Origin of the sequence: Aneurinibacillus sp. XH2 (assembly GCF_001439585.2) — a bacterium.
In the GTDB taxonomy this organism is placed as follows: Bacteria; Bacillota; Bacilli; order Aneurinibacillales; family Aneurinibacillaceae; genus Aneurinibacillus; species Aneurinibacillus thermoaerophilus.
The window spans coordinates 38,277-60,000 of the sequence record NZ_CP014140.1; the positions used below are offsets into that span (position 1 = coordinate 38,277).

Below are 21,724 nucleotides of genomic sequence, written 5' to 3' on the forward strand. Positions count from 1 at the left end.
TCTCACCTTCCCGTCCACCATTCAAGCGCAACCAACAGCAAAAAAACTGCTGCCGCCTCGGCCGCGTATCTTCTCGAAACAAAAGCATGTGAAGAAGCTAATACCCTCAAGTCTCCATCAAATCCGCGCGCCGCAAGTCCAATCGAAAGCTGCTGATAACGCTGTACTGTCCGGGCAAATAATCGCGCAACCAATCCGCCGGCATCCCGCATCTTGCGCGAGAATCCATGTCGGGCTCCCCTTGCTTTATAGGCAATCCAAAGCTGTTCCACCGTTTCTAAAAACACGAAAACAAACCGATACATAACAAGCAACAAATCTGTCACCATACAAGGGACACCAATCCGCCGCAGCACGGCTAAAATTTCCGTAAATGGAACCGTCAACAAAATAAAATACAAACAAGAAACGGAAGAAAGCGAACGAAGCAATAACGCGCTCGCTTTCTTCATACCGGCCACGCCAATATATACATGAAAAACTCCGAAAGAATAAATAAATACCGTCTGCTCTGTTATCTCCGCTATTGACCGCGCCGTAATTTCCAGCATAATTGGCGGCAAGCTAAGCGCAAGAAATAAAGAAATTGCCCCCAATAGCCGCAAATAAATACGCCAAGGAATGCCGGCATAGCCCACAATCCAGACACTCATCCATACAAAAACTGCTATGTGAGTAGGCGCGTGCGCCACCATAACAAAACAAAGCATAGTAATGCCAATTACCAGTTTCTGAATCGGAGATACATGGCGCAGGCGATTCGTATAAGCAAGCGTATCAAGCTGAATCTTCATCCGAACATTCCCGCTTTGTAGCCCGACCCTTATAATAACCGATGCCATACCCTATAATACCGGCGCCAAAGGCCGCCTGAAGCGCGAATAGAAGGCTTTCCGTCTCACTTCCCGGCGGTTCAAAAAGCGGCTCGAACCACGGTTTGTATTCTGGTGCCATTTCTGTCACCGCCTGTTCCGCCGCGCCGTCCGCTCCGCCAAAATCCGAATCTTTAATCATGACAAGCGGAATCACCATCAACGCAGCTACTACCAAAATAATCAACACATTCATTTTCCAAACCGAATTTTTCATAAAGAATTACGCTCCCCGTTTAATAGATTGCAGCGTGTTTAATTCTTGTCTGTTATACACCATAAGCCAGTTCCATACCAGCACCGTCAGCAACCCTTCGCTAATCGCGAGCGGAATCTGAGTAACCGCGAAAATTCCAGCAAACTTTGCGAAAGAAGCCAGCACTCCGCCACTTGCCGCCGGAAATGCCAGCGCCAACTGTAAAGAAGTAACAACATAAGTCGCCATATCGGCTAATGCCGCCGCCAGAAAAACGGCCAAACGTTGCTTTCCCGTTGAACGAACAGTCAATCGGTACACACTATATGCTACGAACGGCCCAACCACGGCCATGGAAAACGCATTTGCACCCAATGTGGTTAGTCCACCATGTGCCAAGAGTACGGCCTGAAACAAAAGCACAAAGCTTCCTAACACTGTCATCGCCAGCGGGCCAAACAATACCGCCCCCAATCCCGTCCCGGTCGGATGAGAACTGCTTCCTGTCACGGATGGAATTTTCAGCGCTGACAAAACGAATGCAAATGCGCCCGCCAACCCGAGAAGCAATTTCGTCTCCGGTTGCTCTTTTGTTAATCGCTTAAGAGAACGAAGTCCCATCAGGAAAAAAGGTAAAAACAGCACCCACCAAAAAACGGCCCAACCTACTGGCAAAAAGCCTTCCATAATGTGCATCGCATAAGCAGTGTTAGGTTCGTTAAGCGAAAAATAAAGCGCGAACCCCGCAACAACTGCAGCAAACGAGAGCATACGTTTTCTTTTCATTCACTTCTTCCTCCCTTTCATACATGCAATTTCTATCAGCAATAAGAAAATCTAGCAAGTTGCGCTCTCATCCTTTAATAATGAAAATAAAAAAGCATCTTTTCCCACAGAAAAGATGCTTCGGTAAACAAAAGCGCAAAATCAATCTACGTGCCTGTGTTATATGCCCCTTTGAACACCTCACCATCCTCGTGGTTTTGCAGTGTTTCTCTTCACGGCAGGTCTCCTGGCTTCGGGTCTGACGAACAACCGCCCCCTTCCCATTTCACAGGCAGAAATAGTGGGTTTAATATCAGCAGTGTTCTTCCCTTCACAGTGGCGGGACCGCGTCGGATTTGCACCGAACTTCCCTTTTAAGTTCTCCATTCCAGCATCTGGTGGAACTTTGAACACCGTAAAGTTTACATATACAGTTGTAAGTGAGCCCATGATAACATGAATTTGAAAATAATTCTACTGGTAAACACTTATTTTTTGAAAAATTATAGACTTTAGTACAGGAAAGAAATCAGAATACTAGTAACAGCGCCAACCCAATTTATAAGACTCAGGCTTACTATTACTTTCATGTAGATCGAATCAAAAGAAATAAGAAACCCTGCCTTTTGGCAGACAGGGGCGAAATTCAACTATTTAAGGCGATTAAAGTTTGGTATGGGTACCATCACATTACGGTAAATTCCCGGATTTTCCGCACCCGCAAATCGCGACTGTTTTCGGTTCTTCAATATTCACAATGAACGGCTGTTTTCCTGTCCCTTTGTGAGAGTCATCACAATACGGAGGGTTCCCAGTCAAACCACAAGCACAATAAGCTTTTTTTCCGGGTTTCTCTTGTATTACATAGGGTTGCTTCCTATCATACATAGCCATCTCCATTCCTCCTATATCCATCTTTTTTGCTCTTTCAACGTTCGTATTGTGATGAGAAAAAGGGGCGATTTACCAATTCCATTTTTTCCTAATACGAGACAGAAATATTCATCCGTTATTTAATCAATCGTAGAAACAAGAAGAAGCGGAACATGGAACTTATTTGATTTTATCTTTTTGCAAACACAACATTGGTAATTTTGCACATTATTTGATTCTAAAGCAGGGAATTCTTTTTCAAATTTCCATGGTCGAAGCCGTCTCATTTGGCAAATATATAGCTACCGATTAAGGGGTTAACAAACGGTTATTTGGCAATACTGGCTCTTATCATCACAATGATAAGGAGCGGATTATGTTATGAAAAAATCACTGATTACAAACTTACGAATGAAGCATTACGAAAGGAAGAGCGTGCGATTTCTGATGCTTTTTTCCGGCAGCGTGTGACGGCCGTTCGACTGATTCTTGAAGGTTTTTCTACGGTAAAAGCTGCAGAAGTACTGGGCATTTGTCACTAGTCTGAGACGCCTTAGAAAAAGGCGCCGCTCACGTAAATAACACCTGAAATTTTTCAAACGAAGAAAGGGAACTGACCCTTCCCTATCTAAGTTAAAAATATGCTTAAGAAATTTTCGAAATCACAAGTATGGATAATTGCTTTAGTGGTCTATGTGCTAAGTACCATTAATTACAAAAATCCTTCTACACTTGATAAGATATCCATTACTTTGGCATGTATCTTATCAGCTCTTGTCATCTGGAATTTCGTATTACACTTATATAAAGAAAGGATTGAAAAATGAACTATACCTTTAACAGTACAAAAGAGTTAAAACAGTTTATCGCAAAGGAAGTCTTGAGCTCGGCTGAAGCTATTGAATACCTAGGGATTAGTCGTGCACGTCTAAGCCAGTTAATTAAGAACGGCAAACTTATCCCCATCAAAAAACTGCAACGGGATAGTCTGTTCCTAAAAATCGATGTAGAGAAAAAAAAGTAAGAGCTTGAAGAGTTAAGGAAGAAATACAGACCATATGATTAAAAATAAGACCCGGCTACACCGAGTTATTTTTGTTCTGGCATCCATGTGAATACGTAGTCAGGTTTCGAATTCTTTAGGACAAGCTGACCGTTTTCTGTATGTACTTCCCGTTTGCCTGTATCGATAAGCTTCTGAAGGTCTTCGGGTAAGGGGATATTGCCGTTTCCTGTTGCGGCCAAGTAAAGGAATCTCTATCTCTGTCTGAGCTCACCTTTCGCTGTGAATGTGGTTTTGTGGCAAACAGGGACTAGAATGCTGCTACCAATGTCAAAATGAAGGATTGCGACTGTTAACATAACTATAAATAGAGCATGGAACAGGCTCGATAGCTAAGTAAATTTCGTACTGTTAGGTATGATTACCTTAGAAGCCCCCATCTCCAAGCGAAGCGTAGGTGACGAATTCACATTGAATATAGGTTTTTGTCTATGTCATAAACCTATATATAAACATAATTTATGATGAGCGCTAACACTCGAAATATAAAGGAGGTATACTCGATGTACTGGTATCATGATCCAAATTATGTGCAGCAGTATAGTCCGGACATACAACAATATGATTACTACGTTTATCCTGACCTTGAGAGACAACCACAACTATTTGGGAGAGTTAATCAACTTGAAAGGCGTGTAAATGAACTAACCTTGCAAGTAAATCAGCTGCAAAATACGGTGGAACGTCATACAAGAAGGCTAAATCGGTTAAATCAACGTCTACGTGTAGTTGAGAATAGGCTGCAAATACCTTTTACTCCTTATGAAGGTGGATTTTAATCAATCCAAGACCTTAAAAAACCTAATATAGGAAAAATCCTCATTTAGGGTTCTTAAATCGTTAATGTACAAAAGAATTGTAAATCTACAGCTTGATGCTCAACGTCCGATAAGCTCTGTTATGCATAATCTGTTATGCATAAAGAGATTATCGGACGTAAGCAAACAAATGTAACTTACTTACTATTCTCCATCACGTTTTTATGGTGCAATTTTTGTTCCCATAAGTGAAGGAAGTGTATAGGATGTCAGATTATTTCCAATTGGATTAATTCCAGTTGTGAATTCGAGCCTAATGGATAGTCTATCATTTGCATTTAATCTGCGTTGTATTTTTCTTCCTACGGTATTGGTTCCCGTTGCTCCAGTGGGACATGAAATCACAGCATTACCCTGTATGCATCTGTGAAAATTGCTCATTATTTTCATCTCTCATTCGTTGTGTATAGGTATTTATTATTCTATTTTCTGAAAGTTGTCCTTGAAGCGGCATGTACCTACTAGAAATATCTTTCTTGAGATTTTACGTCTGATAACGTTCATTAAGTAGGCTGACTTAGATTAAAGTAACAGCAAAAAATCCCCGCCATCCATATGGATAACGGGGTATCTTTTACCATTTCATTAAATTTTTATTGCAAAATTTCAGCTTTTTTAGTGAGATAGTTGCAAATATGATTTTGCAAGCCAGCTATAAGGTTGTTTCTATCCCTCATAGGTAAGCTACAAACTCATTTTACATGAAAACATACATAATGAGAATCCTTGCGGTAGACGATGGATTTTAACTGTTCATTTCCATAACTATCCTTATATACCAATATTTTTAGATTTAGCGTACAATTTTTCCGAAATATTGGTTGTACCCCTCTTTCTAAATCAACAAAGAACTGATTGCGCTTCAGTCAACCAGTTCTTTATATTAGAAATTCTGTGAAATAAATTTTAAAAACTTGGGGAATGGATATAAATTCTTTCGCTATTTTTAATTACGATGATTTTATTTTTTTCTTTCCGAAAAAGTGATACTATTTGTTACATAAACAATATAAGGTGAAATTCTTATGCAAAATAAATCTATTTTAGCTTATACTCTAATTCTTTTACCTCTCGCAATATCAATTTATTTTTTAATTAACCCCAAAGCCTTAATACCTAACGGATATGAATTAGCCATTGATGGTTATGTAATATCCAGAACCTTAATATTTATTTTTACTTTTTATTTATTATCTAAACTGGGATATTTTATTACTAACAAAAAAGATTAGCTAATTTACGCTAATCTTTCAGCTTGTAGACAAAGTCTAACTTCCAGGCAGGTCTACAAGCTGAAATGCAACCTTCTTTTCCTATAATCTGTAACTTTAATCTTTCATATTAAAGATACGAGAATGATGCAGAAGTCGATCCAACATCGCTGTCGCAAGAACTGGCTCTCCCAATACTTTTCCCCATTCACCAAATGACTTGTTAAATAAGTAAACTTGGCTTTACGAATGTACGAAGCTTTTTCTCCAACTTTCCTTCTTGGTCTGCTTTTCGTAACTGAGAGTTGAGTTAGCTCCTGCTTCTATCATACGTTTATGCAAATAGTCTTTATAGCGGTCTGGTTTACTTCCTCGGCTCGTTCGTTTCTTTTTCAAAGGCAGGGAGTTTTCCCAAAGATACTTACGAACTGTTTTTCGATCAATCCCAAACTGCCGGGCAATGTCAAAGATAGACATTCCTTTCCGGTATAACTCCTTAATCATAAAAAATTCCCCTCTCGTAATCATGAACCATAGCTCCTCTCAGATATCTATGGTTCTTATTGAAAATAGTATCAATATGTAACTACTCCTAGAAGGTCATTAACCTATGTCAATGTACTAGATTCCCTTTACCAACTAATCACAGTGAAAAAGACATCGTCTTCTTTCCTTGTTCCCTTTTCTAGCATTTACCCGCTACCAAAACATTACCAAAGGCACAGAATTGCCCCTAGAATCAATTCTAGATTATTGAATTAAAAACCCAGATGGAACGGCCTTGTTGTATGCAGCACGATTGGCACTCCGCTGCTTGCTCGGAATTTCGACCGCGCCTAGTACTCCCTGCTGAAAAAATCGGGTCTTCCAAAGATTCGCTTCCACGATTTACGTCATAGACACGCTACTCTTATGTTGAAACAAGGAGTACATCCAAAAATCGTAAGCGAACGGTTAGGTCACTCAAATATCAACATCACGTTAGATACGTATTCGCATGTCTTCCCAGGACTGCAAGAAGCGGCTGCAAAAGAGTTTGGAAAATCGCTTTTCGGAGCCAAAAAAAAGGTAAAAATGCACTTTAGCAAAATAAAAGTTTGCAAAATGTTTGCAAATAGCCTCAAAACACAAAAAGACGCGGGTGCATAAAATCGCGCAAACCCGCGTAATTACTGACTTTATCGTGGTTTATTATCATAATTTCGTGACCATTTTGGTGACCACCTATGACCATTAAAAACCCCGGCCTTGTGCCGAGTTATTTTTGTTCTGACATCCTGTAAATGCGTAGTCAGGTTTCGGGTTCTTTAGTGCAAGCTGGCCGTTTTCTGTATGTACTTCCCGTTTGCCTGCGTGGACAAGCTTCTGAAGGTCTTCAAGTAACAGGATAGCCCCTGTTTTGTCTACACGGGAGAAATAGCGTTTGTTCATTTGCACACTTCCTTTTTGTTCTATATCACAACAAAAAGAAGATATGGGGAATGTTTTTGGGCAACCAAAATAGTGTTGAAAAACGGCTCACAAGTCAGCTTTTCATTTTTAAATACAAACAATGTACATTTGTCCTATGTGATACATCCATACACAATCCGTTTTCCTTCATAGTATGTAGTATGTCAAATTTGGAAGGAGGAAATTTGTAAATGTCAATTAATTTTGATGAAACAGCTAATGTAAATGAATGTGATGCGCGCGCGGTCCAACCTACCCTAACAGGAGGCAACCCTATTATCAAAATTCCAGTACTACTTCAGGAAGTGTCGGTGCAGCTGCCGCTAAGAGCGCGTATTACTTTTCCAGAAGATGTGCTTGAAATCAAGAAAATTAAAAAGCGCGTAAAATTAACGCAATGCCGTTTGCTCCAACCGCGTATCCTGTCGGGCGAGGAACCGCGCGCCAAACTGTTCCTGAGCGGTTTTGTGCGCAAAAATATTCAGTATGCAACACCTACATGCCATAGTGATGAGAATGAGGTACGCTCTGTGATTCATTCGCTAACGGTTGATGTCCCGTTCGATTGTGTGGCGGAAATCACCGAATTCCTCACGCAGCCGGTTGGCCCGTTCTTCAATGTGCGCGAAGAATTTGATTTTCTGGTAGAGCAGCCGCTACCCGTTGGCTTCCCGTCCAAAGACCGCCTCATGTCCACAGATTTATCCCAGTTTCATCAACAAAGCGTTGAATTTTTCAACGAACAGGTCTTCTGCGAACTGGTTCGCGCTGATATTACGCAATGGGATGAAGCAACCGATCGCAAGCCGTTAAAAAATGGTCCATTCGAAGAAGGAACGTTCAGAAACATTGTAGAGAAGATGGTGCTCGATATTACGGTCAAAGTCTTACAGAACCAGCAAGTACGCGTTGACAGCCTTTAATATCTCCAGAATATTTTAAAGACGTATGAAGAAGCAGCCGCTGGCACAAAGGAATATCGACTTTGATTTGGTCAGCATGGTTCGCAACAAATAAAAACACCCCGCCATCCGGACGACCGGATAGCGGGGTATCTTTTACCATTTTTTTGAATTCTGGTTACAAAACTTCAGCTTTTTTAGTGAGATGGTTGCAGCGATGATTTGTCAAGCCAATTTATACGATTGTTTCTATCCCTCATAGGTAAGCTACAAACTGAGAAATTGAACCTTGATACTCGACAGTAACCTGGCATCAGCCGTCACAAGTCCCTTTAGAAACGCTTGTACATCTGCATTTTCTTTGTTTTCTTCTAAAAACTTTTTGATTTTTTCAAGGTTCATTGTTCATTCCTCCTTGCCTTGCAGTACGAGCCTACAAGTCATATTCGCCCGGTTTTATGCCGTATGGTATGGGGCAATAAAAAGGCTACCTTAAAATGCAGCTAGTTTTTTCTTATTGTCTACAGTTTTGGACCTTTACCAAAAAAGGCTGGCTTTTCATTATTTAACAAGAAAGAAAGTATATTTATCCGATGGATTCTCTATCTCAAACACGATTTTATCCCCATTACTATCATATTGTTGGTTAGGAACTAATTCTTTCGTTTTATTTATCGTATCGAATTGATATACTTTTGCATCTGAATATCCTTTAAATTCTAGTTGAAATTTTTCATAAGGTCCTCTGATTTCTACGGTTATAGGATTAGATATCGCACCTAAAGATTTGACATCATTTAAGTACTGCATATCTTCCCTTAACACTACTGAATGATTTATATATTTATTTTTAATATAAAAACTCCCTTTAACATTAGAGGAGTTACTCAATTTTAACTCATGAACACCTATTTCTTCGCCATCCTCTATACCATTATTATCACTGTCTTTGTTGTTGGGATTTAAATTCATTTCTATTTCTATACCATCATCTATCCCATCGCCATCTGTATCTTTTAGTGTAGGATCAGTATGATATTTTTCTATCTCATCTTGGCTATTAAGTCCATCCCCATCTTCATCCACTTTTTTGGTTAAAGCAGGTTTTTTTCCCACATAAATAGATAGCGTCTTTTGATCCCATTCGACTTCTTTACCAAGTGATTCAGAGAAAAATCGTAAAGGTACATATACGGTTCCGTTATAAATAAAACCAGGTTTAGATGTTGTTTTTTGTTCTCCATCGAAATAATACTTTAATGGTAAAAAGTCTACCTTGATAGAACTAGCAGCATAGACTACTCCTGAGCAGAAAATTGTTCCTGCTAAGAAACCAGCAGAAAGAAGCTTGATGTTTTTCGCCTTGCTCACAGAACTTTCCTCCTAGTCAATAATTCAATTATAAACATTTATAACATTCTTACTGATATATCGTTATTAACCAGGACTAATTATACATGTATTTAGACTTATTTATAATTTTTGTTATAGATATTACTTTTCTCCATTGCTCATACGTCATGTCAGACGGTACATAAATCACTTTACTTTTCGCATCCCGTGCGATGCGCTCACCAACCTTGCTGCCAGCCACAACAAGGATTGTTGTCACCTCCCTAAAATGTAATACGATGGTGTTTGAATCCGTCATTTGTTGTAATAATATTTTTCCTCATTCCATAGCGCTTACCAAGCTGTTCAGCAGCCTTGATGCGGTCTTTTATGCTCGGTGTTTTGTCGACAAAATATAGTTGCAATGAAATCTGAAATGCTCAATAGTAAATATCAGGATAATAAACTAATGAGAGAGGCAGGAATCGAATTATGGATTTACATACTGTTCGTACCTATTGCTTGGAGAAAAAAGGAGCCATCGAAGATTTTCCGTTTGGTAAGGATATACATGTGTTCAAGATATGCGGAAAAATGTTTGCTCTTCTTTCGAATCGAAATGGGAGCCTACACATCAGTCTAAAATGTGAACCAGAAATCTGTGAGATTTTACGCGAACAGTACCCTGCAATTAAGCCTGGTTATCATCTAAATAAACGACACTGGAACACTATCGAAGCCGACGGCAGTATTCCAATCGAGGAGATTTTCGGTATGATTGACCGTTCCTATCAGTTAGTTTTTAAAGGGTTGAAAAAGGCTGAAAGAGAGCTAATTACCAACTCGTTAAGAATAAAATAAAAAGCGCTCATATGATTCCGAGCGCCGTGGCGATTTGGAAGATCGCCTCCTTCTTTTTCATATAGTACTGCTCCTTTGTCAGTCCCATATCCAGATAAAGCGTAATATCCTTTACTCGCGTCGTCCCCAAGTACTTTTCTTCGATGATACGACGTTCTATTTCGTCCAATGTGTATTGTAAGGCGCGTTCAATCTGACGCACTTTCATTTCTTTCTGCTTATCTGATTCGTACAACGCAGGAAACAGCCCTCTCACACCTTGTTCTTCTTGCTCTTTCCGGTTCTGCACAGCTACCCGGAGAGCCTTGTACTTTTTCAGTTCTTTAACAACAACCTTGCGTACTTCTTTCTCAATTAACTGCTGATAAAGAGGATAATTGCTCAGCAACCATTTTCGACTCCCCCTGCTCATGGTAAAATATTCTTGTCGAGTAAGAGCAGGGAACCCCTCTCCGGTTGGTGGCCGGGAGGGGACTTTTGTTTTTTACTTCCAAAATATTGTGTTAAACTTGCTCTTTCGGCAGTTCTTCTGTGAAAATGCCGTCCACGTTATCTAATGCCCAAATCCGTTCCTGATAAGCGATAAGCTTTCAACCACAAATTCTTGAATTGCGCTACTGCTGAAAACAATTGTTATCTTCTGCATCCCGTTCGCTCCTTCTCACAAGTAATGTTAACTGTAAGTAGCTAAAACGAAAGTTAATTTTTAACATTTTGTCGTATATTATTTACATTTTGTCTTATATATTTTACAATAAAAACAGGAGGTGACATTATTGCTGTGGAATCGCATCGCAGTATGCCGTGCTGAAAAGGGATGGACACAACAAGAACTTGCTAAGCGCGTAGGCGTGAGTCGACAAACGATTGCGTCGATTGAAAAGAACAAGTATAACCCCTCGTTGATTCTTGCATTTAAGATTGCTTTGTCTTTTGAAAAATCCTTGACTGAAATATTTGGTTACCAGGAGGAAAATGAATTATGAAGATTCTTGGCATTTTGTTTATAATTACAGCGATCGTAGCCCAACTCTTTATTATGAAGTTTCAGGTCAGTCCTGAAGGAAATGACGAGCGTGGTAAATATATCCAAGTCAAAACCTCGTCTTTCTTGTATTCGTTTCTGTCTTGGGCCGTTGTCATCTCGTTCTTTCTTTCTAGCAAGAATGTTTTCACGTCAGAGCAGATGCTGAATTTGCTTCTATTTTTCTACGTTTCCCTCAATATCGTTGGTGCAGTATATATCTTTTGGAAACGCAAGACTTGCTAGGCATCCTTAGGGATGCTTTTTTACTTTGGAAAGTCTCGGTTCGCCAAAACTGTATAGAATGAAAGTATAAGAAAAGCTACTTTCCCTAGTAACGGTGTGTTAACTCGTTTGCTATTTTTTGCAACTCTCGCATTGGTACTTTATATTTCCTTCCTCAAGGAAAAATTAAAAGCCGGGAGCTTATATCAGGATTGTGGCAACATTTATAGGAACAACAGTACTCTCGCGCAACTTAGATCGCACTTGGTTTCGACTTATGAAAAAGGCCAATGTACCTCGTATTTGATTCCATGACCTACCTACGCTATACACATGCTACTCTTATGTTGAAGCAAGGAGTGCATCCAAAAATCGTAAGCGAACGGTTAGGTCGCTCAAATATCAACATCACGTTGGATACGTATTCGCACGTCCTCCCAAGACTGCAAGAGGCAGCCCTAAACAGTTCGCTGACACCCTTTTCCGGGGCAAAAAAGATGCCAAAAAATCGCTTTAGCGAAAAAAAGGGTTGCAATTGGGCTGCAATTTACCCAAAAACATAAAAGGACGCGGATGCACAAAACAATTCTTCTGGATTGTTATCCCGTTGCATTTTATTTGATTTTACCCTTTTGTAAACAGTTCGTTTGCAATTTGGTTTGCAGTTTCCATAATAAAAAATCTCGGACTTTGCACCGAGCTATTTTTGTTCTGGCATCCATGTAAATGCGTAATCAGGTTTAGAGTTCTTTAGGACAAGCTAGCCGTTTTCTGTATGGACTTCCCGTTTGCCTGCATGGACAAGCTTCTGAAGGTCTTCGGGTAAGAGGATAGCCCCTGTTTTGTCTATGCGGGAGAGGCAACGTTTGTTCATTTGTACACTTCCTTTTTGTTCCATTTCATAAAAAAAGGATCGCCTCCGAAATAAACATCTATAATGCAAATATAGAATTTACCTCTCATTCTATAATTTCTATATTTATTACAGATGATGTTGCAAAACCAGCATAAAAATCCAATATTATGAATAAAAACACACGGCTGACAATGAAAGTGATAGCGATTTTTACCGTGCCAGCGTGGTTGCTCCATTCCCTGTTTATTTTTCAAAAAGGAGAAGACACGTTCAATTTCTGAACGACGCTGGAATAAAGCACGACCAAAGGTCGTCTTTAGGAAAGTAAGCATAACACGGGCAAATGCATCTTTTCTCCTCCCACATTTTCTTTTATTTAAAGGGTCAACATAACTTTTCTTGAAATGCCAAGTCTTCCTGTTACATATTTCGTTTAAGGAATATCTAGCAGTCTATAAACGTCAGAACATGTTGTAAAACAGGGTCCTTGCATTATCTGTTAAAAATTTGGGCATCATAAGAGTATCCATCTCGTTGGTTAATGGTTTGTGTGGTACTCACCATTCTTCCCAAACAGGTGGTTTTTTTATTGCCAATTATTCATAGAGTGTGTTTGCAACGCCCTCTATGATATAATAGTAAAAAATATTTTTAATCTATAAATAATAGTGATACACTATGATAGGATAGGATTATAATTGATCCAGAAAAGGTGTGTGACTAGGTCGCGCCTGGCTTGCTATAGCGCCTAAGCAGGAGCGCCTACATCCTTTCTGCAAATCTTAGGGTATAAGGGACGGTAAAAATGAGTAACAGACAAACTAGAACAGACGTTATCTTAATTGGTGCCGGAATTATGAGTGCGACTTTGGGAACACTGCTGAAAGAATTAGTGCCGGACTGGAAAATTACAGTGTTTGAGAGGCTCGCAAACGCAGGAGAGGAAAGTTCTAACGAATGGAATAATGCGGGAACGGGGCATTCGGCACTATGCGAGCTTAACTACACCGTCGAAAAACCGGACGGATCCATAGATATTAGCAAAGCTATAAAAATTAATGAACAGTTTCAGCTTTCAAGACAGTTTTGGTCTTATCTTGTAAACAGCAATCTGATACGTAATCCGAAGGACTTTATCATGCCATTGCCTCATTTAAGTTTAGTACAAGGGGAAAAAAATGTAACGTTTTTAAAAAAACGTTTTGAAGCGCTGTCTAAAAATCCCCTGTTTCAAGGGATGGAATTTTCCGATGATCCTCGAAAACTGATGGAATGGATTCCGCTTATTATGAAAGACCGTAAATCGAATGAACCTATAGCGGCAACAAAAATCGACTCTGGAACTGATGTCAACTTTGGCGCTTTAACACGCATGTTATTTGACCACTTAAAGAGTAAAAACGTTGATATAAAATTCAAACATAATGTTGATGATATTAAACGTACTAGCGACGGCTCGTGGGAATTGAAAGTGCGGAATGTCGATAGCGGTACCGTCGAACGCCATACTGCAAAATTCGTCTTTATCGGCGCCGGTGGAGGAAGCCTGCCTTTACTGCAAAAATCCGGTATTCCTGAAGGAAAACGTATTGGAGGATTCCCGGTAAGCGGACTATTTATGGTGTGTAATAATCCAGATGTTGTAGCGCAGCATCATGCAAAAGTATACGGTAAAGCTAAGGTTGGTGCTCCTCCAATGTCTGTTCCGCATCTTGACACAAGATTTATCGACAATAAAAAATTGTTGCTCTTTGGACCGTTTGCCGGCTTCTCACCAAAGTTTTTAAAAAACGGTTCAATGTTTGATTTGTTAGGTTCCATAAAACCGAATAATGTCTTAACTATGTTGGCAGCAGGCGCAAAAAACATTCCATTGACAAAATACCTGATCCAGCAAGTTATGTTATCGAAAGAAAAACGCATGGAAGAATTACGCGAGTTTATTCCGAACGCCAAAAGCGAGGATTGGGATATAGTGGTAGCGGGCCAACGTGTGCAAGTTATCAAAGATACTGAGGCCGGCGGTAAAGGAACACTTCAATTTGGTACGGAAGTTGTTAGTGCCGCTGATGGCTCGATAGCTGCATTGCTCGGCGCTTCTCCGGGTGCTTCTACTGCCGTTCACGTTATGCTTGAGGTATTAGAAAAATGCTTCCCACAACATATGAAAGAGTGGGAACCGAAAATAAAAGAAATGATTCCTTCTTATGGCGTGTCACTAGCGGAAAACCCAGAGCTTTTCCAAGAAATTCATACTTCAACAGCGCAGACGCTTGGCTTAGCGGTTAAAAAACAGTACGCATACGCATAAAGACGGTCCTTATTTGTCACGACCATGCCGGACACAGAGGGACGGTTCTACTGTATGTTCAGACATTTCCTTATGCTTATATTTATTACGGAAACACTATGTCCATAGGAAGGCAAATCAGCAATGCCGTACCAGTAAAATTGGCAAATCCGAAATAACCGAAAAACCCGTATGTGAAAGGAAGCATAAATTGCCGTTTTGGCAAATTTATGCTTCCTTTAGTTTTTTAACGAACTAAATACCGGTATGTTCGTAGAACCGTCTAACGAAACATTTGGTATCTACCTGGAGAATTGGCTAGAGGATAAAAAAACACAGGTCCGGCCTAGTACATGGAAATCATACCGCTGGCTTGTCCGCCGCATTCTCCCGTACCTAGGCCATGTTCCTATTACAAATCTAAAGCCACAACAGCTATAGAAAATGTATATGTCCCTGCAAACAGAGAACAAACCGCTATCCTCCCGCTCCGTCCTTAAAGCTCACCTTGTCATTAAAGAAGCCTTGGACAGGGCTTTGAAATGGGGATTGGTACAGCGAAACGTAGCGGATATGGTAGACCCACCACAGCCGACAAAAGCAGAAATCAAAGTATAGGATGCAGAAAGCGCAGTAAAGTTCCTAGAGCTGGCTAAAAAAACCCGGTACTACATCGTGTTTATGCTTGTACTCACAACCGGTATGTGGAAGGGAGGAATCCTTGGACTACGTTGGGAAGACATTGATTTAGACATGGGGCGGTTGTCTATCCGGCAGGCATTAGGCAGAGACAGGCTACTCCCTTCAAGAGCCGAAGTCCCGCAGTGGCTTCCGCATGGTTTCACTTACCGATGAAACTATAGAGGCGCTGCGTGCCGGTGAACTTTACCAAGACCACGGCCTTGTTGTATGCAGCACGATTGGCACTCCGCTGCTTGCTCGAAATCTCGACCGCGCCTGGTACTCCCTGCTGAAAAAATCGGGGCTTCCAAAGATTCGCTTCCAGATTTACGTCATACACACGCTACTCTTATGTTGAAGCAAGGAGTGCATCCAAAAATCGTAAGCGAACGGTTAGGTCACTCAAATATCAACATCACGTTGGATACGTATTCGCACGTCCTCCCAGGGCTGCAAGAGGCAGCTGCTAAACAGTTCGCTGACACCCTTTTCCGGGGCAAAAAAGAGGTCGAAAAATCGCTTTAGCGAACAAAAGGGTTGCAATTGGGTTGCAATTTACCCAAAAAAACAAAAAGACGCGGATGCACAAAATCGCGCAAACCCGCGTCATTCCTGACTTTATGTATGGCGGCCCCGAGAGGACTCGAACCTCCGACGCACGGTTTAGGAAACCGACGCTCTATCCAGCTGAGCTACGGAGCCTTGTAAAAATCGATACCTAATTTATTATACACATATGCCTTTCTTTTTTCAAACTCTCACCTTACTATCTAATACAAATCACAACTGCACACTCGCCATTATATCGCCGATTTTCCCGGAAATTGCCCGGTAACACTTCCAAAACAACAAAACTAAACGACCATTTTTCGCAAAAAAGAAAAAGGGACTTTCTTATGAAAAGCCCCTCTCTTACTCCCCTTTGCTTACGATGTCACGCCTACAGAAACAGTTTCCGGCAATGTGCTTCCACCATCAATCACCACATGCGTTCCAGTAATGTAGCTTGACTCATCAGAAGCCAAAAAAGCCGCCAGCTCTCCGACTTCCTCAATGCGTCCCAGTCTTCCTAACGGTACTCCGCTTGCAATTCCATCAACGACGGCATTAGGATTCGTTGCATTCGATTCCTTCGCAATTTGCTCTGCCATCGGTGTCAGAATGTATCCAGGACAAATCGCATTCACTGTTATATTATAACGCGCGACTTCCCGTGCTAATGCCTTAGTAAAGCCTAAAATAGCCGCTTTTGTCGTCGCATAAGCCGTTTCCCCTTCATCAGCTACCATCGTTCCGGTCACAGAGGACATATTTACAATCTTTCCGTATTTATTTTCCACCATGTTTGGCAGAACAGCTTTTGTTACGTTCCATACACCCTTAATGTTTACATCAAATTGAAAATCTCTTGTATCATCACTCATATCCAAAAAGCTTGCAAGCCTAATAACGCCTGCATTGTTCACAAGAACATCAATTTTCCCAAAATCCTGAATGGCTTGATCGATGCATTGCTTAATTTCTGTAAAGTTTGTCACATCAACCTGATAAGCTGTAGCCGCATATCCTTGCGATTCGAGTTGTTGCTTAACCTCAAATACCCGTTCAGACATATCAAGCAGTACAACATGAGCACCGTATTTTGCAAAAGTTCTGGCAATACCTTCCCCATTTCCCATTGCTGCTCCTGTAACAACCGCAATTTTGTTATTGAGCTTTCCCATTCTCTCTCTCCTATCAATGAAATTAATCTATCCTAAATTATAATATTAAACGAACAAATATCTACAATAATACCATTTTTTCTACAAATTGTTCACAATTAGCCAGTGCTTCAAAAGTTATATAAAGCAAAAAGACGTACCACAGTTCTTATTGTGTACGTCTTTTCTGCTCTATGCTTACTTTGCTTTCGGTACAAGCTTTTCCAGACCGCCCATATACGGACGAAGCGGTTCTGGAATCAGAACGCTACCGTCTTCCTGCTGATAATTCTCTAAGATCGCAGCCATCGTACGGCCAATTGCTAGGCCTGAACCATTCAATGTATGCACGAATTCCGGTTTCGATTTAGCTTCACGCCGGAAACGGATTCCCGCACGGCGAGCCTGGAAGTCTTCAAAGTTACTGCAGCTCGAAATCTCGCGATACGTATCATAGCTCGGCAACCATACCTCGATATCGTATTTCTTCGCCGCTGTAAAGCCCAAATCACCTGTGCACATGCTCATTACACGATACGGAAGCCCAAGAATCTGTAGCACCTTCTCCGCATTATTTACGAGGCTTTCCAGCTCATCATACGATGTTTCTGGTTTAACGAACTTGACAAGTTCGACCTTATTGAATTGGTGTTGACGAATAAGACCACGCGTATCGCGCCCCGCAGACCCAGCCTCAGAACGGAAACAAGCACTGTATGCCACATAGCGGATCGGGAGCGTATCTCCTGGAATAATTTCTTCACGATGATAATTTGTCACCGGAACTTCCGCTGTCGGTATGAGGAAATAATCAGTATCCGCTACTTTGAAGGCATCTTCTTCAAATTTTGGCAATTGACCGGTGCCAATCATACTGTCACGATTCACAATGTAAGGTGGCATAATCTCTTCATAGCCGTGTTCAGTTGTATGCAAATCGAGCATAAAGTTAATCAATGCACGCTCCAGTCGCGCGCCAAGCCCTTTGTAGAACACGAAACGGCTTCCGGTAACTTTGGCCGCCGCTTCAAAATCAAGAATGCCAAGGCTAGCTGCAATATCCCAATGCGGCTTCGGCTCGAATGTAAATTTCGGAAGCTCGCCCCAATGGCGCACCGGCACATTGTCATCTTCCGTCAAACCGACCGGCACACTTTCATGCGGCACGTTCGGAATCCCAAGCATAATCTGAGAAATTTCTTCTTCCAGCACACGGATCTGTTCATCATATTCTTTGATTTTTGCGGATACTTCTTTCATCTCCACGATTAAATCATCCGCATTTTGCTTTTCTTTTTTCAAACGCGCGATTTCATCCGATACAACATTACGTTTATTTTTCAACTGTTCGCTCTCCGCCAGCAGCCTGCGACGCTTTACATCCAGATCCTCGAATTTATCGATTTCATTCAATTTCTCGCCGCGTGTTTCCAGCGCTTTTTTAATAGCGGCAAAATCATTGCGAAGGCGTTTAACATCTAACATGCATATCTCCTCCTGAATCCTTACTTGGAAAATAAAAAATCCCCTCCCTACTCAGGGACGGGATGATCCGTGTTGCCACCCTAATTCAGCATACAGCGCTCGCATGGCGCCTGTATGCCCTCTTACACATGATAACGGATGTAATATGATCCGGCTCTTCACCGCTAGCTCAGAGATGGATTTCAGCGGCCTGTCCGTTCGGTTCGCACCTTCCACCGACTCTCTGGACGCACAGCTTCCGCTTACTTGTTCCCGTCATAGCCTTTCCTTATTTGTTTAGAAAAAAACTATATAACTATACTCTACTATATCCGGAAACAAGATGCAAAATGTATCTCGCAAATAAATATCAAGAAAAAACGTTCAATGATCAGGAGAACCAGCCTTTAATCATGTTCCCAAGGCTTGAAAAAATGTCGCCAATGAAACCGAAAAATGCACGGAATGCAAGACGAAGCCAGCCTGCTTCTTCCACTTCTTCTTTGGCAACCAACGTGCCGCCAGCCTTTTGTTCGTCGATCGGACGCAGGAATTCATCCGACTTGCCGTTCGGCCCAACAACTTTTACGTAACCTACAGCTTGTCCTTGTTTTACCGGCGCCGTTACTTCCTGCAATACAGCCTTCGGTTTATAAGCCCCTTCTTCTCCCTTTTTGACCGGATACAACACCTGCTTACTGGTCACAGCGGCCACTTCTTTTGCCGTTCCTTTGTTGACTTTTGCATTCTCTCCACCTGAAATTTGAGCGCCCTGGGCAAGCAACGGCTGCATTTTATAGTTACTAAACCCATAATCCAACAGCTTGCTCGTTTCTGTAAAACGACTTACAAATGATTTGGTACCCATAACAACTGTAATCAGGCGCACTCCGTTCCGTTCCGCCGTACCTGTAAAGCAGAAACCGGCCGCATTCGTATGACCCGTTTTCAAACCGTCTACACCTTTGTATTGTTTTACAAGTCCCGGAAGCATCCAGTTCCAGTTATCCATTTTCAAAGCCTGTGGCGTACCTTCACGAAATATTTTCCGCGGAATTTTTGTCGTCTCCAACACTTCTGGATGCTGGGTAATAAGCTCTTTTGCCAAAATAGCAGCGTCACGAGCGGACATTACAGTATCCCTGTCAGCGGATTCTGGTGCGAATGCCTTCAAATCCGCAAGCGGTAATCCGGTTGAATTCGCGAAGTATGTCTGCGTCATGCCAAATTCTTTCGCTTTTTGGTTCATCAGCTTTACAAACTCGTTTTCCGAACCGGCCACCGTTTCGGCCAGCATAACGGTAGCATCATTGGCGGAGTAAATCGCCATCGCTTCATACAGCTCTTTTACAGTATGTACGTCTCCCTTGGCAAGATACACACCCGAACTACCCGATTTACCTAAGAACGCGCCGTAATCGTCAACCGTTACTTTCTGGTCCCAAGTAATTTTTTTCTTTTTAATCGCATCCAACACTAAATATTCGGTCATCATCTTAGTCATACTGGCCGGAGGAAGCGCTTGGTTCTCATTGTATTTATAAAGAATTTTCCCTGTAGTGGCCTCAACCATAATGGCGGATTTGACATCCAGATTCAACGCTGGAGAAGCCGCCTGAGCCTGTCCGGGATTTATCATAAAAATAGGCAAAAAGAACATCAGCAACGCCAATGCTAAAGCCAGCGGTTTCTTTATCTGTTTCATATACATTGACAACTTTCGCACCTCCACTTTATTTAAACAACAATATGATTCTACCATACAACATAAAAAAAGACAGGGAGTTTATGCCCTGTCTTGCTAACTATTTTTTAACAACAACCTTTACAGCGAATAGTTCGGCGCCTCTTTCGTAATTTGCACATCATGCGGATGGCTTTCTCTCAACCCAGCATTAGTAATACGAATAAAGCGCGAGTTGTTCTTCAGTTCTTCGATCGTTCTTGTGCCGCAGTAGCCCATGCCTGCCCGCAAGCCCCCAACCAGTTGGTACACTGTATCCGCCAGCGGTCCTTTGTACGGGACACGGCCTTCAATCCCTTCCGGCACAAGCTTTTTATCATCTTCTTTTTCTTGGAAGTAACGGTCTTTACTTCCGTCCTTCATCGCACCGAGAGAGCCCATACCGCGGTACACTTTAAAGCGGCGGCCTTGATAGATTTCAGATTCGCCCGGGCTTTCTTCACAACCAGCAAACAGGCTTCCGATCATGACAACAGACGCGCCGGCGCCAATCGCTTTCGTAATGTCGCCGGAATATTTGATACCGCCATCTGCAATAATCGGGATATTATATTCTCTGGCCACCGTTGCGCAATCATAAATGGCTGTAATCTGCGGTACCCCAATACCTGCAACGACACGTGTCGTACAAATGGAACCTGGTCCGATACCAACTTTAACCGCGGAAGCACCCGCCTCGATAAGCTCTCGCGTTGCTTCACCTGTTGCCACATTCCCTGCAACAATTGTTAAGTCAGGATACTTGGCCCGCATTTCTTTTACAGTGTCAATCACACCCTTGGAATGACCATGAGCTGTATCAATAACCAAACAATCTACACCGGCTTTAACAAGCGCTTCTGCGCGGTCAAATGTGTCTTTGGATACACCGACAGCGGCACCACAAAGCAATCGTCCCTGTCTATCCTTGGCGGCGTGTGGGAATTGAATCGCTTTTTCGATATCTTTAATCGTAATAAGACCTTTTAATTCATTGTTCTCGTCAACAAGTGGCAGTTTCTCGATTTTGTGGCGCTGCAAGATTTCTTCCGCCTCTTTCAGCGTCGTGCCAACCGGAGCGGTCACGAGTTCTTCTTTGGTCATGACTTCGCTAATTTTCACTGAATAGTCATGTACAAAGCGTAGGTCGCGGTTAGTGATAATGCCGACCAGTTTATTGCTTTCATCGACAATCGGCACACCAGAGATGCGGTACTTTGCCATTAGCTTTTCCGCTTCCACTACCGAATGATGTGGCTGAAGTGAAAAAGGATTGGTAATAACGCCGCTCTCTGAACGTTTCACGCGATCGACTTCTTCCGCTTGCTGTTCGATAGACATATTTTTATGAATAATTCCCATACCACCCTGACGGGCAATTGCAATTGCTAAAGCCGATTCCGTTACCGTATC

At 41.7% G+C, this 21,724-nt stretch carries 26 protein-coding genes, 1 tRNA gene, 5 pseudogenes, 1 riboswitch and 1 other annotated feature (1 of these 34 running past the window's edge); of the genes and pseudogenes, 13 read left to right on the top strand and 19 right to left on the bottom strand.

The genetic code is table 11. From position 1 onward, the window contains the following. Positions 1-2: 2 nt before the first annotated feature. The 4 genes from cbiQ to ACH33_RS20300 all read right to left on the bottom strand — a co-directional run bounded on the left by cbiQ (position 3) and on the right by ACH33_RS20300 (position 2,748). Entirely contained in the window at positions 3-794 is a 792-nt protein-coding gene (gene cbiQ, locus ACH33_RS00205; RefSeq protein WP_057897194.1) for a cobalt ECF transporter T component CbiQ, read from the bottom strand. Continuing rightward, positions 778-1,089, bottom strand: a complete 312-nt coding sequence (locus ACH33_RS00210) for an energy-coupling factor ABC transporter substrate-binding protein (protein WP_057897195.1) — start codon at positions 1,087-1,089, stop codon at positions 778-780. Before ACH33_RS00210 ends, cbiQ begins: the two co-directional genes overlap by 17 nt. 6 nt (positions 1,090-1,095) lie before the next feature. Continuing rightward, positions 1,096-1,854 carry an energy-coupling factor ABC transporter permease gene (locus ACH33_RS00215; protein ID WP_057897196.1) on the bottom strand — a complete coding sequence of 253 codons (759 nt, stop codon included), beginning with the start codon at positions 1,852-1,854 and terminating at the stop codon, positions 1,096-1,098. 199 nt (positions 1,855-2,053) lie between these two features. Further along, positions 2,054-2,266: riboswitch (cobalamin riboswitch) on the bottom strand. 257 nt (positions 2,267-2,523) lie between these two features. Continuing rightward, a complete protein-coding gene (locus ACH33_RS20300) occupies positions 2,524-2,748 on the bottom strand; it encodes a CDGSH iron-sulfur domain-containing protein (protein WP_335338943.1) in 225 nt (74 codons plus the stop codon). A 290-nt stretch (positions 2,749-3,038) separates the two neighbouring features. On the opposite strand from ACH33_RS20300, the gene ACH33_RS00225 reads away from it, so the two are divergent. Then, on the top strand, positions 3,039-3,248 hold the full coding sequence (locus tag ACH33_RS00225; protein WP_057897198.1) for a hypothetical protein: 210 nt from the start codon (positions 3,039-3,041) through the stop codon (positions 3,246-3,248). A 338-nt stretch (positions 3,249-3,586) separates the two neighbouring features. Continuing rightward, complete coding sequence (locus tag ACH33_RS00230) at positions 3,587-3,730, top strand: helix-turn-helix domain-containing protein (RefSeq protein ID WP_322787666.1); 144 nt, start codon at positions 3,587-3,589, stop codon at positions 3,728-3,730. A 65-nt stretch (positions 3,731-3,795) separates the two neighbouring features. On the opposite strand, the gene ACH33_RS18940 is transcribed toward ACH33_RS00230, so the two are convergent. Next, positions 3,796-3,951 carry a hypothetical protein gene (locus ACH33_RS18940; RefSeq protein ID WP_156423973.1) on the bottom strand — a complete coding sequence of 52 codons (156 nt, stop codon included), beginning with the start codon at positions 3,949-3,951 and terminating at the stop codon, positions 3,796-3,798. Between the two features lie 282 nt (positions 3,952-4,233). Here ACH33_RS18940 and ACH33_RS00235 point away from each other — a divergent pair, with 282 nt between their 5' ends. Then, positions 4,234-4,548: a hypothetical protein gene (locus ACH33_RS00235; RefSeq protein ID WP_082705818.1), complete on the top strand. Its 315-nt coding sequence runs from the start codon at positions 4,234-4,236 to the stop codon at positions 4,546-4,548. A 1,367-nt stretch (positions 4,549-5,915) separates the two neighbouring features. Here the strand turns inward: ACH33_RS00235 and ACH33_RS18400 are convergent. Next, positions 5,916-6,023, bottom strand: a pseudogene (locus tag ACH33_RS18400) (ATP-binding protein); the annotation flags it as partial. A 90-nt stretch (positions 6,024-6,113) separates the two neighbouring features. Continuing rightward, positions 6,114-6,326 (bottom strand): annotated as a pseudogene (locus ACH33_RS00245) (helix-turn-helix domain-containing protein); the annotation flags it as partial. Positions 6,327-6,644: 318 nt separating this feature from the next. Between ACH33_RS00245 and ACH33_RS00250 the strand changes: the two are divergent. Further along, a pseudogene (locus ACH33_RS00250) lies at positions 6,645-6,851 on the top strand (tyrosine-type recombinase/integrase); the annotation flags it as partial. 180 nt (positions 6,852-7,031) lie between these two features. On the opposite strand, the gene ACH33_RS00255 reads toward ACH33_RS00250, so the two are convergent. After that, a complete protein-coding gene (locus tag ACH33_RS00255) occupies positions 7,032-7,229 on the bottom strand; it encodes a hypothetical protein (RefSeq protein WP_057897202.1) in 198 nt (65 codons plus the stop codon). Between the two features lie 212 nt (positions 7,230-7,441). Between ACH33_RS00255 and ACH33_RS00260 the strand changes: the two genes are divergently transcribed. After that, a complete protein-coding gene (locus tag ACH33_RS00260) occupies positions 7,442-8,173 on the top strand; it encodes a CsxC family protein (RefSeq protein ID WP_057897203.1) in 732 nt (243 codons plus the stop codon). Here the strand turns inward: ACH33_RS00260 and ACH33_RS18945 are convergent. The 4 genes from ACH33_RS18945 to ACH33_RS00270 form a co-directional block, all read right to left on the bottom strand. Beyond that, complete coding sequence (locus ACH33_RS18945; protein WP_156423974.1) at positions 8,130-8,315, bottom strand: hypothetical protein; 186 nt, start codon at positions 8,313-8,315, stop codon at positions 8,130-8,132. The genes ACH33_RS00260 and ACH33_RS18945 overlap by 44 nt on opposite strands. Before the next feature lie 104 nt (positions 8,316-8,419). Then, entirely contained in the window at positions 8,420-8,554 is a 135-nt protein-coding gene (locus ACH33_RS20305) for a hypothetical protein (RefSeq protein ID WP_257721582.1), read from the bottom strand. Positions 8,555-8,713: 159 nt separating this feature from the next. Then, positions 8,714-9,523 carry a copper amine oxidase N-terminal domain-containing protein gene (locus ACH33_RS00265; protein WP_057897204.1) on the bottom strand — a complete coding sequence of 270 codons (810 nt, stop codon included), beginning with the start codon at positions 9,521-9,523 and terminating at the stop codon, positions 8,714-8,716. Between the two features lie 76 nt (positions 9,524-9,599). Continuing rightward, a complete protein-coding gene (locus ACH33_RS00270) occupies positions 9,600-9,803 on the bottom strand; it encodes a hypothetical protein (protein WP_057897205.1) in 204 nt (67 codons plus the stop codon). A gap of 173 nt (positions 9,804-9,976) precedes the next feature. Here ACH33_RS00270 and ACH33_RS00275 point away from each other — a divergent pair, with 173 nt between their 5' ends. Next, a complete protein-coding gene (locus tag ACH33_RS00275) occupies positions 9,977-10,345 on the top strand; it encodes an MmcQ/YjbR family DNA-binding protein (RefSeq protein ID WP_057897206.1) in 369 nt (122 codons plus the stop codon). A gap of 7 nt (positions 10,346-10,352) precedes the next feature. On the opposite strand, the pseudogene ACH33_RS00280 reads toward ACH33_RS00275, so the two are convergent. Next, positions 10,353-10,737: pseudogene (locus ACH33_RS00280) on the bottom strand (ArpU family phage packaging/lysis transcriptional regulator). A gap of 384 nt (positions 10,738-11,121) precedes the next feature. On the opposite strand from ACH33_RS00280, the gene ACH33_RS00285 reads away from it, so the two are divergent. After that, positions 11,122-11,331: a helix-turn-helix transcriptional regulator gene (locus tag ACH33_RS00285; RefSeq protein WP_057897207.1), complete on the top strand. Its 210-nt coding sequence runs from the start codon at positions 11,122-11,124 to the stop codon at positions 11,329-11,331. Next, positions 11,328-11,615 (top strand): hypothetical protein, encoded by a 288-nt coding sequence (locus ACH33_RS00290; protein ID WP_057897208.1) that lies wholly within the window; start codon positions 11,328-11,330, stop codon positions 11,613-11,615. Before ACH33_RS00285 ends, ACH33_RS00290 begins: the two co-directional genes overlap by 4 nt. An 849-nt stretch (positions 11,616-12,464) precedes the next feature. On the opposite strand, the gene ACH33_RS20505 is transcribed toward ACH33_RS00290, so the two are convergent. Next, a complete protein-coding gene (locus tag ACH33_RS20505; RefSeq protein WP_057897209.1) occupies positions 12,465-12,782 on the bottom strand; it encodes a transposase in 318 nt (105 codons plus the stop codon). Positions 12,783-13,255: 473 nt separating this feature from the next. Here ACH33_RS20505 and ACH33_RS00300 point away from each other — a divergent pair, with 473 nt between their 5' ends. The 5 genes and pseudogenes from ACH33_RS00300 to ACH33_RS00305 all read left to right on the top strand — a co-directional run bounded on the left by ACH33_RS00300 (position 13,256) and on the right by ACH33_RS00305 (position 15,946). Further along, a complete protein-coding gene (locus tag ACH33_RS00300; protein WP_057897210.1) occupies positions 13,256-14,761 on the top strand; it encodes a malate:quinone oxidoreductase in 1,506 nt (501 codons plus the stop codon). Positions 14,762-15,007: 246 nt separating this feature from the next. Then, positions 15,008-15,181 carry a tyrosine-type recombinase/integrase gene (locus tag ACH33_RS20510; RefSeq protein ID WP_082705820.1) on the top strand — a complete coding sequence of 58 codons (174 nt, stop codon included), beginning with the start codon at positions 15,008-15,010 and terminating at the stop codon, positions 15,179-15,181. 9 nt (positions 15,182-15,190) lie between these two features. Next, positions 15,191-15,358 carry a hypothetical protein gene (locus tag ACH33_RS18950; protein ID WP_156423975.1) on the top strand — a complete coding sequence of 56 codons (168 nt, stop codon included), beginning with the start codon at positions 15,191-15,193 and terminating at the stop codon, positions 15,356-15,358. Between the two features lie 24 nt (positions 15,359-15,382). Further along, a pseudogene (locus ACH33_RS20515) lies at positions 15,383-15,595 on the top strand (tyrosine-type recombinase/integrase); the annotation flags it as partial. A gap of 54 nt (positions 15,596-15,649) precedes the next feature. Then, on the top strand, positions 15,650-15,946 hold the full coding sequence (locus ACH33_RS00305) for a tyrosine-type recombinase/integrase (protein ID WP_236781934.1): 297 nt from the start codon (positions 15,650-15,652) through the stop codon (positions 15,944-15,946). 100 nt (positions 15,947-16,046) lie between these two features. On the opposite strand, the gene ACH33_RS00310 is transcribed toward ACH33_RS00305, so the two are convergent. The 5 genes from ACH33_RS00310 to guaB form a co-directional block, all read right to left on the bottom strand. Further along, positions 16,047-16,123: transfer RNA gene (locus ACH33_RS00310), tRNA-Arg, on the bottom strand. Positions 16,124-16,347: 224 nt separating this feature from the next. Next, positions 16,348-17,145, bottom strand: coding sequence for an SDR family oxidoreductase UcpA (ucpA, locus tag ACH33_RS00315; RefSeq protein ID WP_057897211.1), 798 nt, complete (start codon positions 17,143-17,145; stop codon positions 16,348-16,350). Between the two features lie 177 nt (positions 17,146-17,322). Continuing rightward, a complete protein-coding gene (gene serS / locus ACH33_RS00320) occupies positions 17,323-18,609 on the bottom strand; it encodes a serine--tRNA ligase (protein WP_057897212.1) in 1,287 nt (428 codons plus the stop codon). A gap of 50 nt (positions 18,610-18,659) precedes the next feature. Then, positions 18,660-18,877: a binding site (T-box leader), on the bottom strand. A gap of 102 nt (positions 18,878-18,979) precedes the next feature. Next, positions 18,980-20,293: a D-alanyl-D-alanine carboxypeptidase family protein gene (locus ACH33_RS00325; protein WP_082706141.1), complete on the bottom strand. Its 1,314-nt coding sequence runs from the start codon at positions 20,291-20,293 to the stop codon at positions 18,980-18,982. 120 nt (positions 20,294-20,413) lie between these two features. Continuing rightward, a protein-coding gene (guaB, locus tag ACH33_RS00330) for an IMP dehydrogenase (RefSeq protein ID WP_057897214.1) crosses the window boundary here: on the bottom strand, positions 20,414-21,724 show its 3' portion. Its footprint extends 153 nt past the window's final position; 1,311 of the gene's 1,464 nt are visible here — the last part of the coding sequence; its start codon lies off the right edge, out of view; the stop codon is at positions 20,414-20,416.

What these genes read in the sequence shown, in the direction of transcription:
- cbiQ (WP_057897194.1), bottom strand. Translation starts at nt 794, where the DNA reads ATGAAGATTCAGCTTGATACGCTTGCTTATACGAATCGCCTGCGCCAT.
- ACH33_RS00210 (WP_057897195.1), bottom strand. Translation starts at nt 1,089, where the DNA reads ATGAAAAATTCGGTTTGGAAAATGAATGTGTTGATTATTTTGGTAGTA.
- ACH33_RS00215 (WP_057897196.1), bottom strand. Translation starts at nt 1,854, where the DNA reads ATGAAAAGAAAACGTATGCTCTCGTTTGCTGCAGTTGTTGCGGGGTTC.
- ACH33_RS20300 (WP_335338943.1), bottom strand. Translation starts at nt 2,748, where the DNA reads ATGGATATAGGAGGAATGGAGATGGCTATGTATGATAGGAAGCAACCC.
- ACH33_RS00235 (WP_082705818.1), top strand. Translation starts at nt 4,234, where the DNA reads ATGAGCGCTAACACTCGAAATATAAAGGAGGTATACTCGATGTACTGG.
- ACH33_RS00255 (WP_057897202.1), bottom strand. Translation starts at nt 7,229, where the DNA reads ATGAACAAACGCTATTTCTCCCGTGTAGACAAAACAGGGGCTATCCTG.
- ACH33_RS00260 (WP_057897203.1), top strand. Translation starts at nt 7,442, where the DNA reads ATGTCAATTAATTTTGATGAAACAGCTAATGTAAATGAATGTGATGCG.
- ACH33_RS18945 (WP_156423974.1), bottom strand. Translation starts at nt 8,315, where the DNA reads ATGGTAAAAGATACCCCGCTATCCGGTCGTCCGGATGGCGGGGTGTTT.
- ACH33_RS20305 (WP_257721582.1), bottom strand. Translation starts at nt 8,554, where the DNA reads ATGAACCTTGAAAAAATCAAAAAGTTTTTAGAAGAAAACAAAGAAAAT.
- ACH33_RS00270 (WP_057897205.1), bottom strand. Translation starts at nt 9,803, where the DNA reads ATGACGGATTCAAACACCATCGTATTACATTTTAGGGAGGTGACAACA.
- ACH33_RS00275 (WP_057897206.1), top strand. Translation starts at nt 9,977, where the DNA reads ATGGATTTACATACTGTTCGTACCTATTGCTTGGAGAAAAAAGGAGCC.
- ACH33_RS00290 (WP_057897208.1), top strand. Translation starts at nt 11,328, where the DNA reads ATGAAGATTCTTGGCATTTTGTTTATAATTACAGCGATCGTAGCCCAA.
- ACH33_RS20505 (WP_057897209.1), bottom strand. Translation starts at nt 12,782, where the DNA reads ATGCTTACTTTCCTAAAGACGACCTTTGGTCGTGCTTTATTCCAGCGT.
- ACH33_RS00300 (WP_057897210.1), top strand. Translation starts at nt 13,256, where the DNA reads ATGAGTAACAGACAAACTAGAACAGACGTTATCTTAATTGGTGCCGGA.
- ACH33_RS20510 (WP_082705820.1), top strand. Translation starts at nt 15,008, where the DNA reads ATGTTCGTAGAACCGTCTAACGAAACATTTGGTATCTACCTGGAGAAT.
- ACH33_RS18950 (WP_156423975.1), top strand. Translation starts at nt 15,191, where the DNA reads ATGTCCCTGCAAACAGAGAACAAACCGCTATCCTCCCGCTCCGTCCTT.
- ACH33_RS00305 (WP_236781934.1), top strand. Translation starts at nt 15,650, where the DNA reads ATGCAGCACGATTGGCACTCCGCTGCTTGCTCGAAATCTCGACCGCGC.
- ucpA (WP_057897211.1), bottom strand. Translation starts at nt 17,145, where the DNA reads ATGGGAAAGCTCAATAACAAAATTGCGGTTGTTACAGGAGCAGCAATG.
- serS (WP_057897212.1), bottom strand. Translation starts at nt 18,609, where the DNA reads ATGTTAGATGTTAAACGCCTTCGCAATGATTTTGCCGCTATTAAAAAA.
- ACH33_RS00325 (WP_082706141.1), bottom strand. Translation starts at nt 20,293, where the DNA reads ATGAAACAGATAAAGAAACCGCTGGCTTTAGCATTGGCGTTGCTGATG.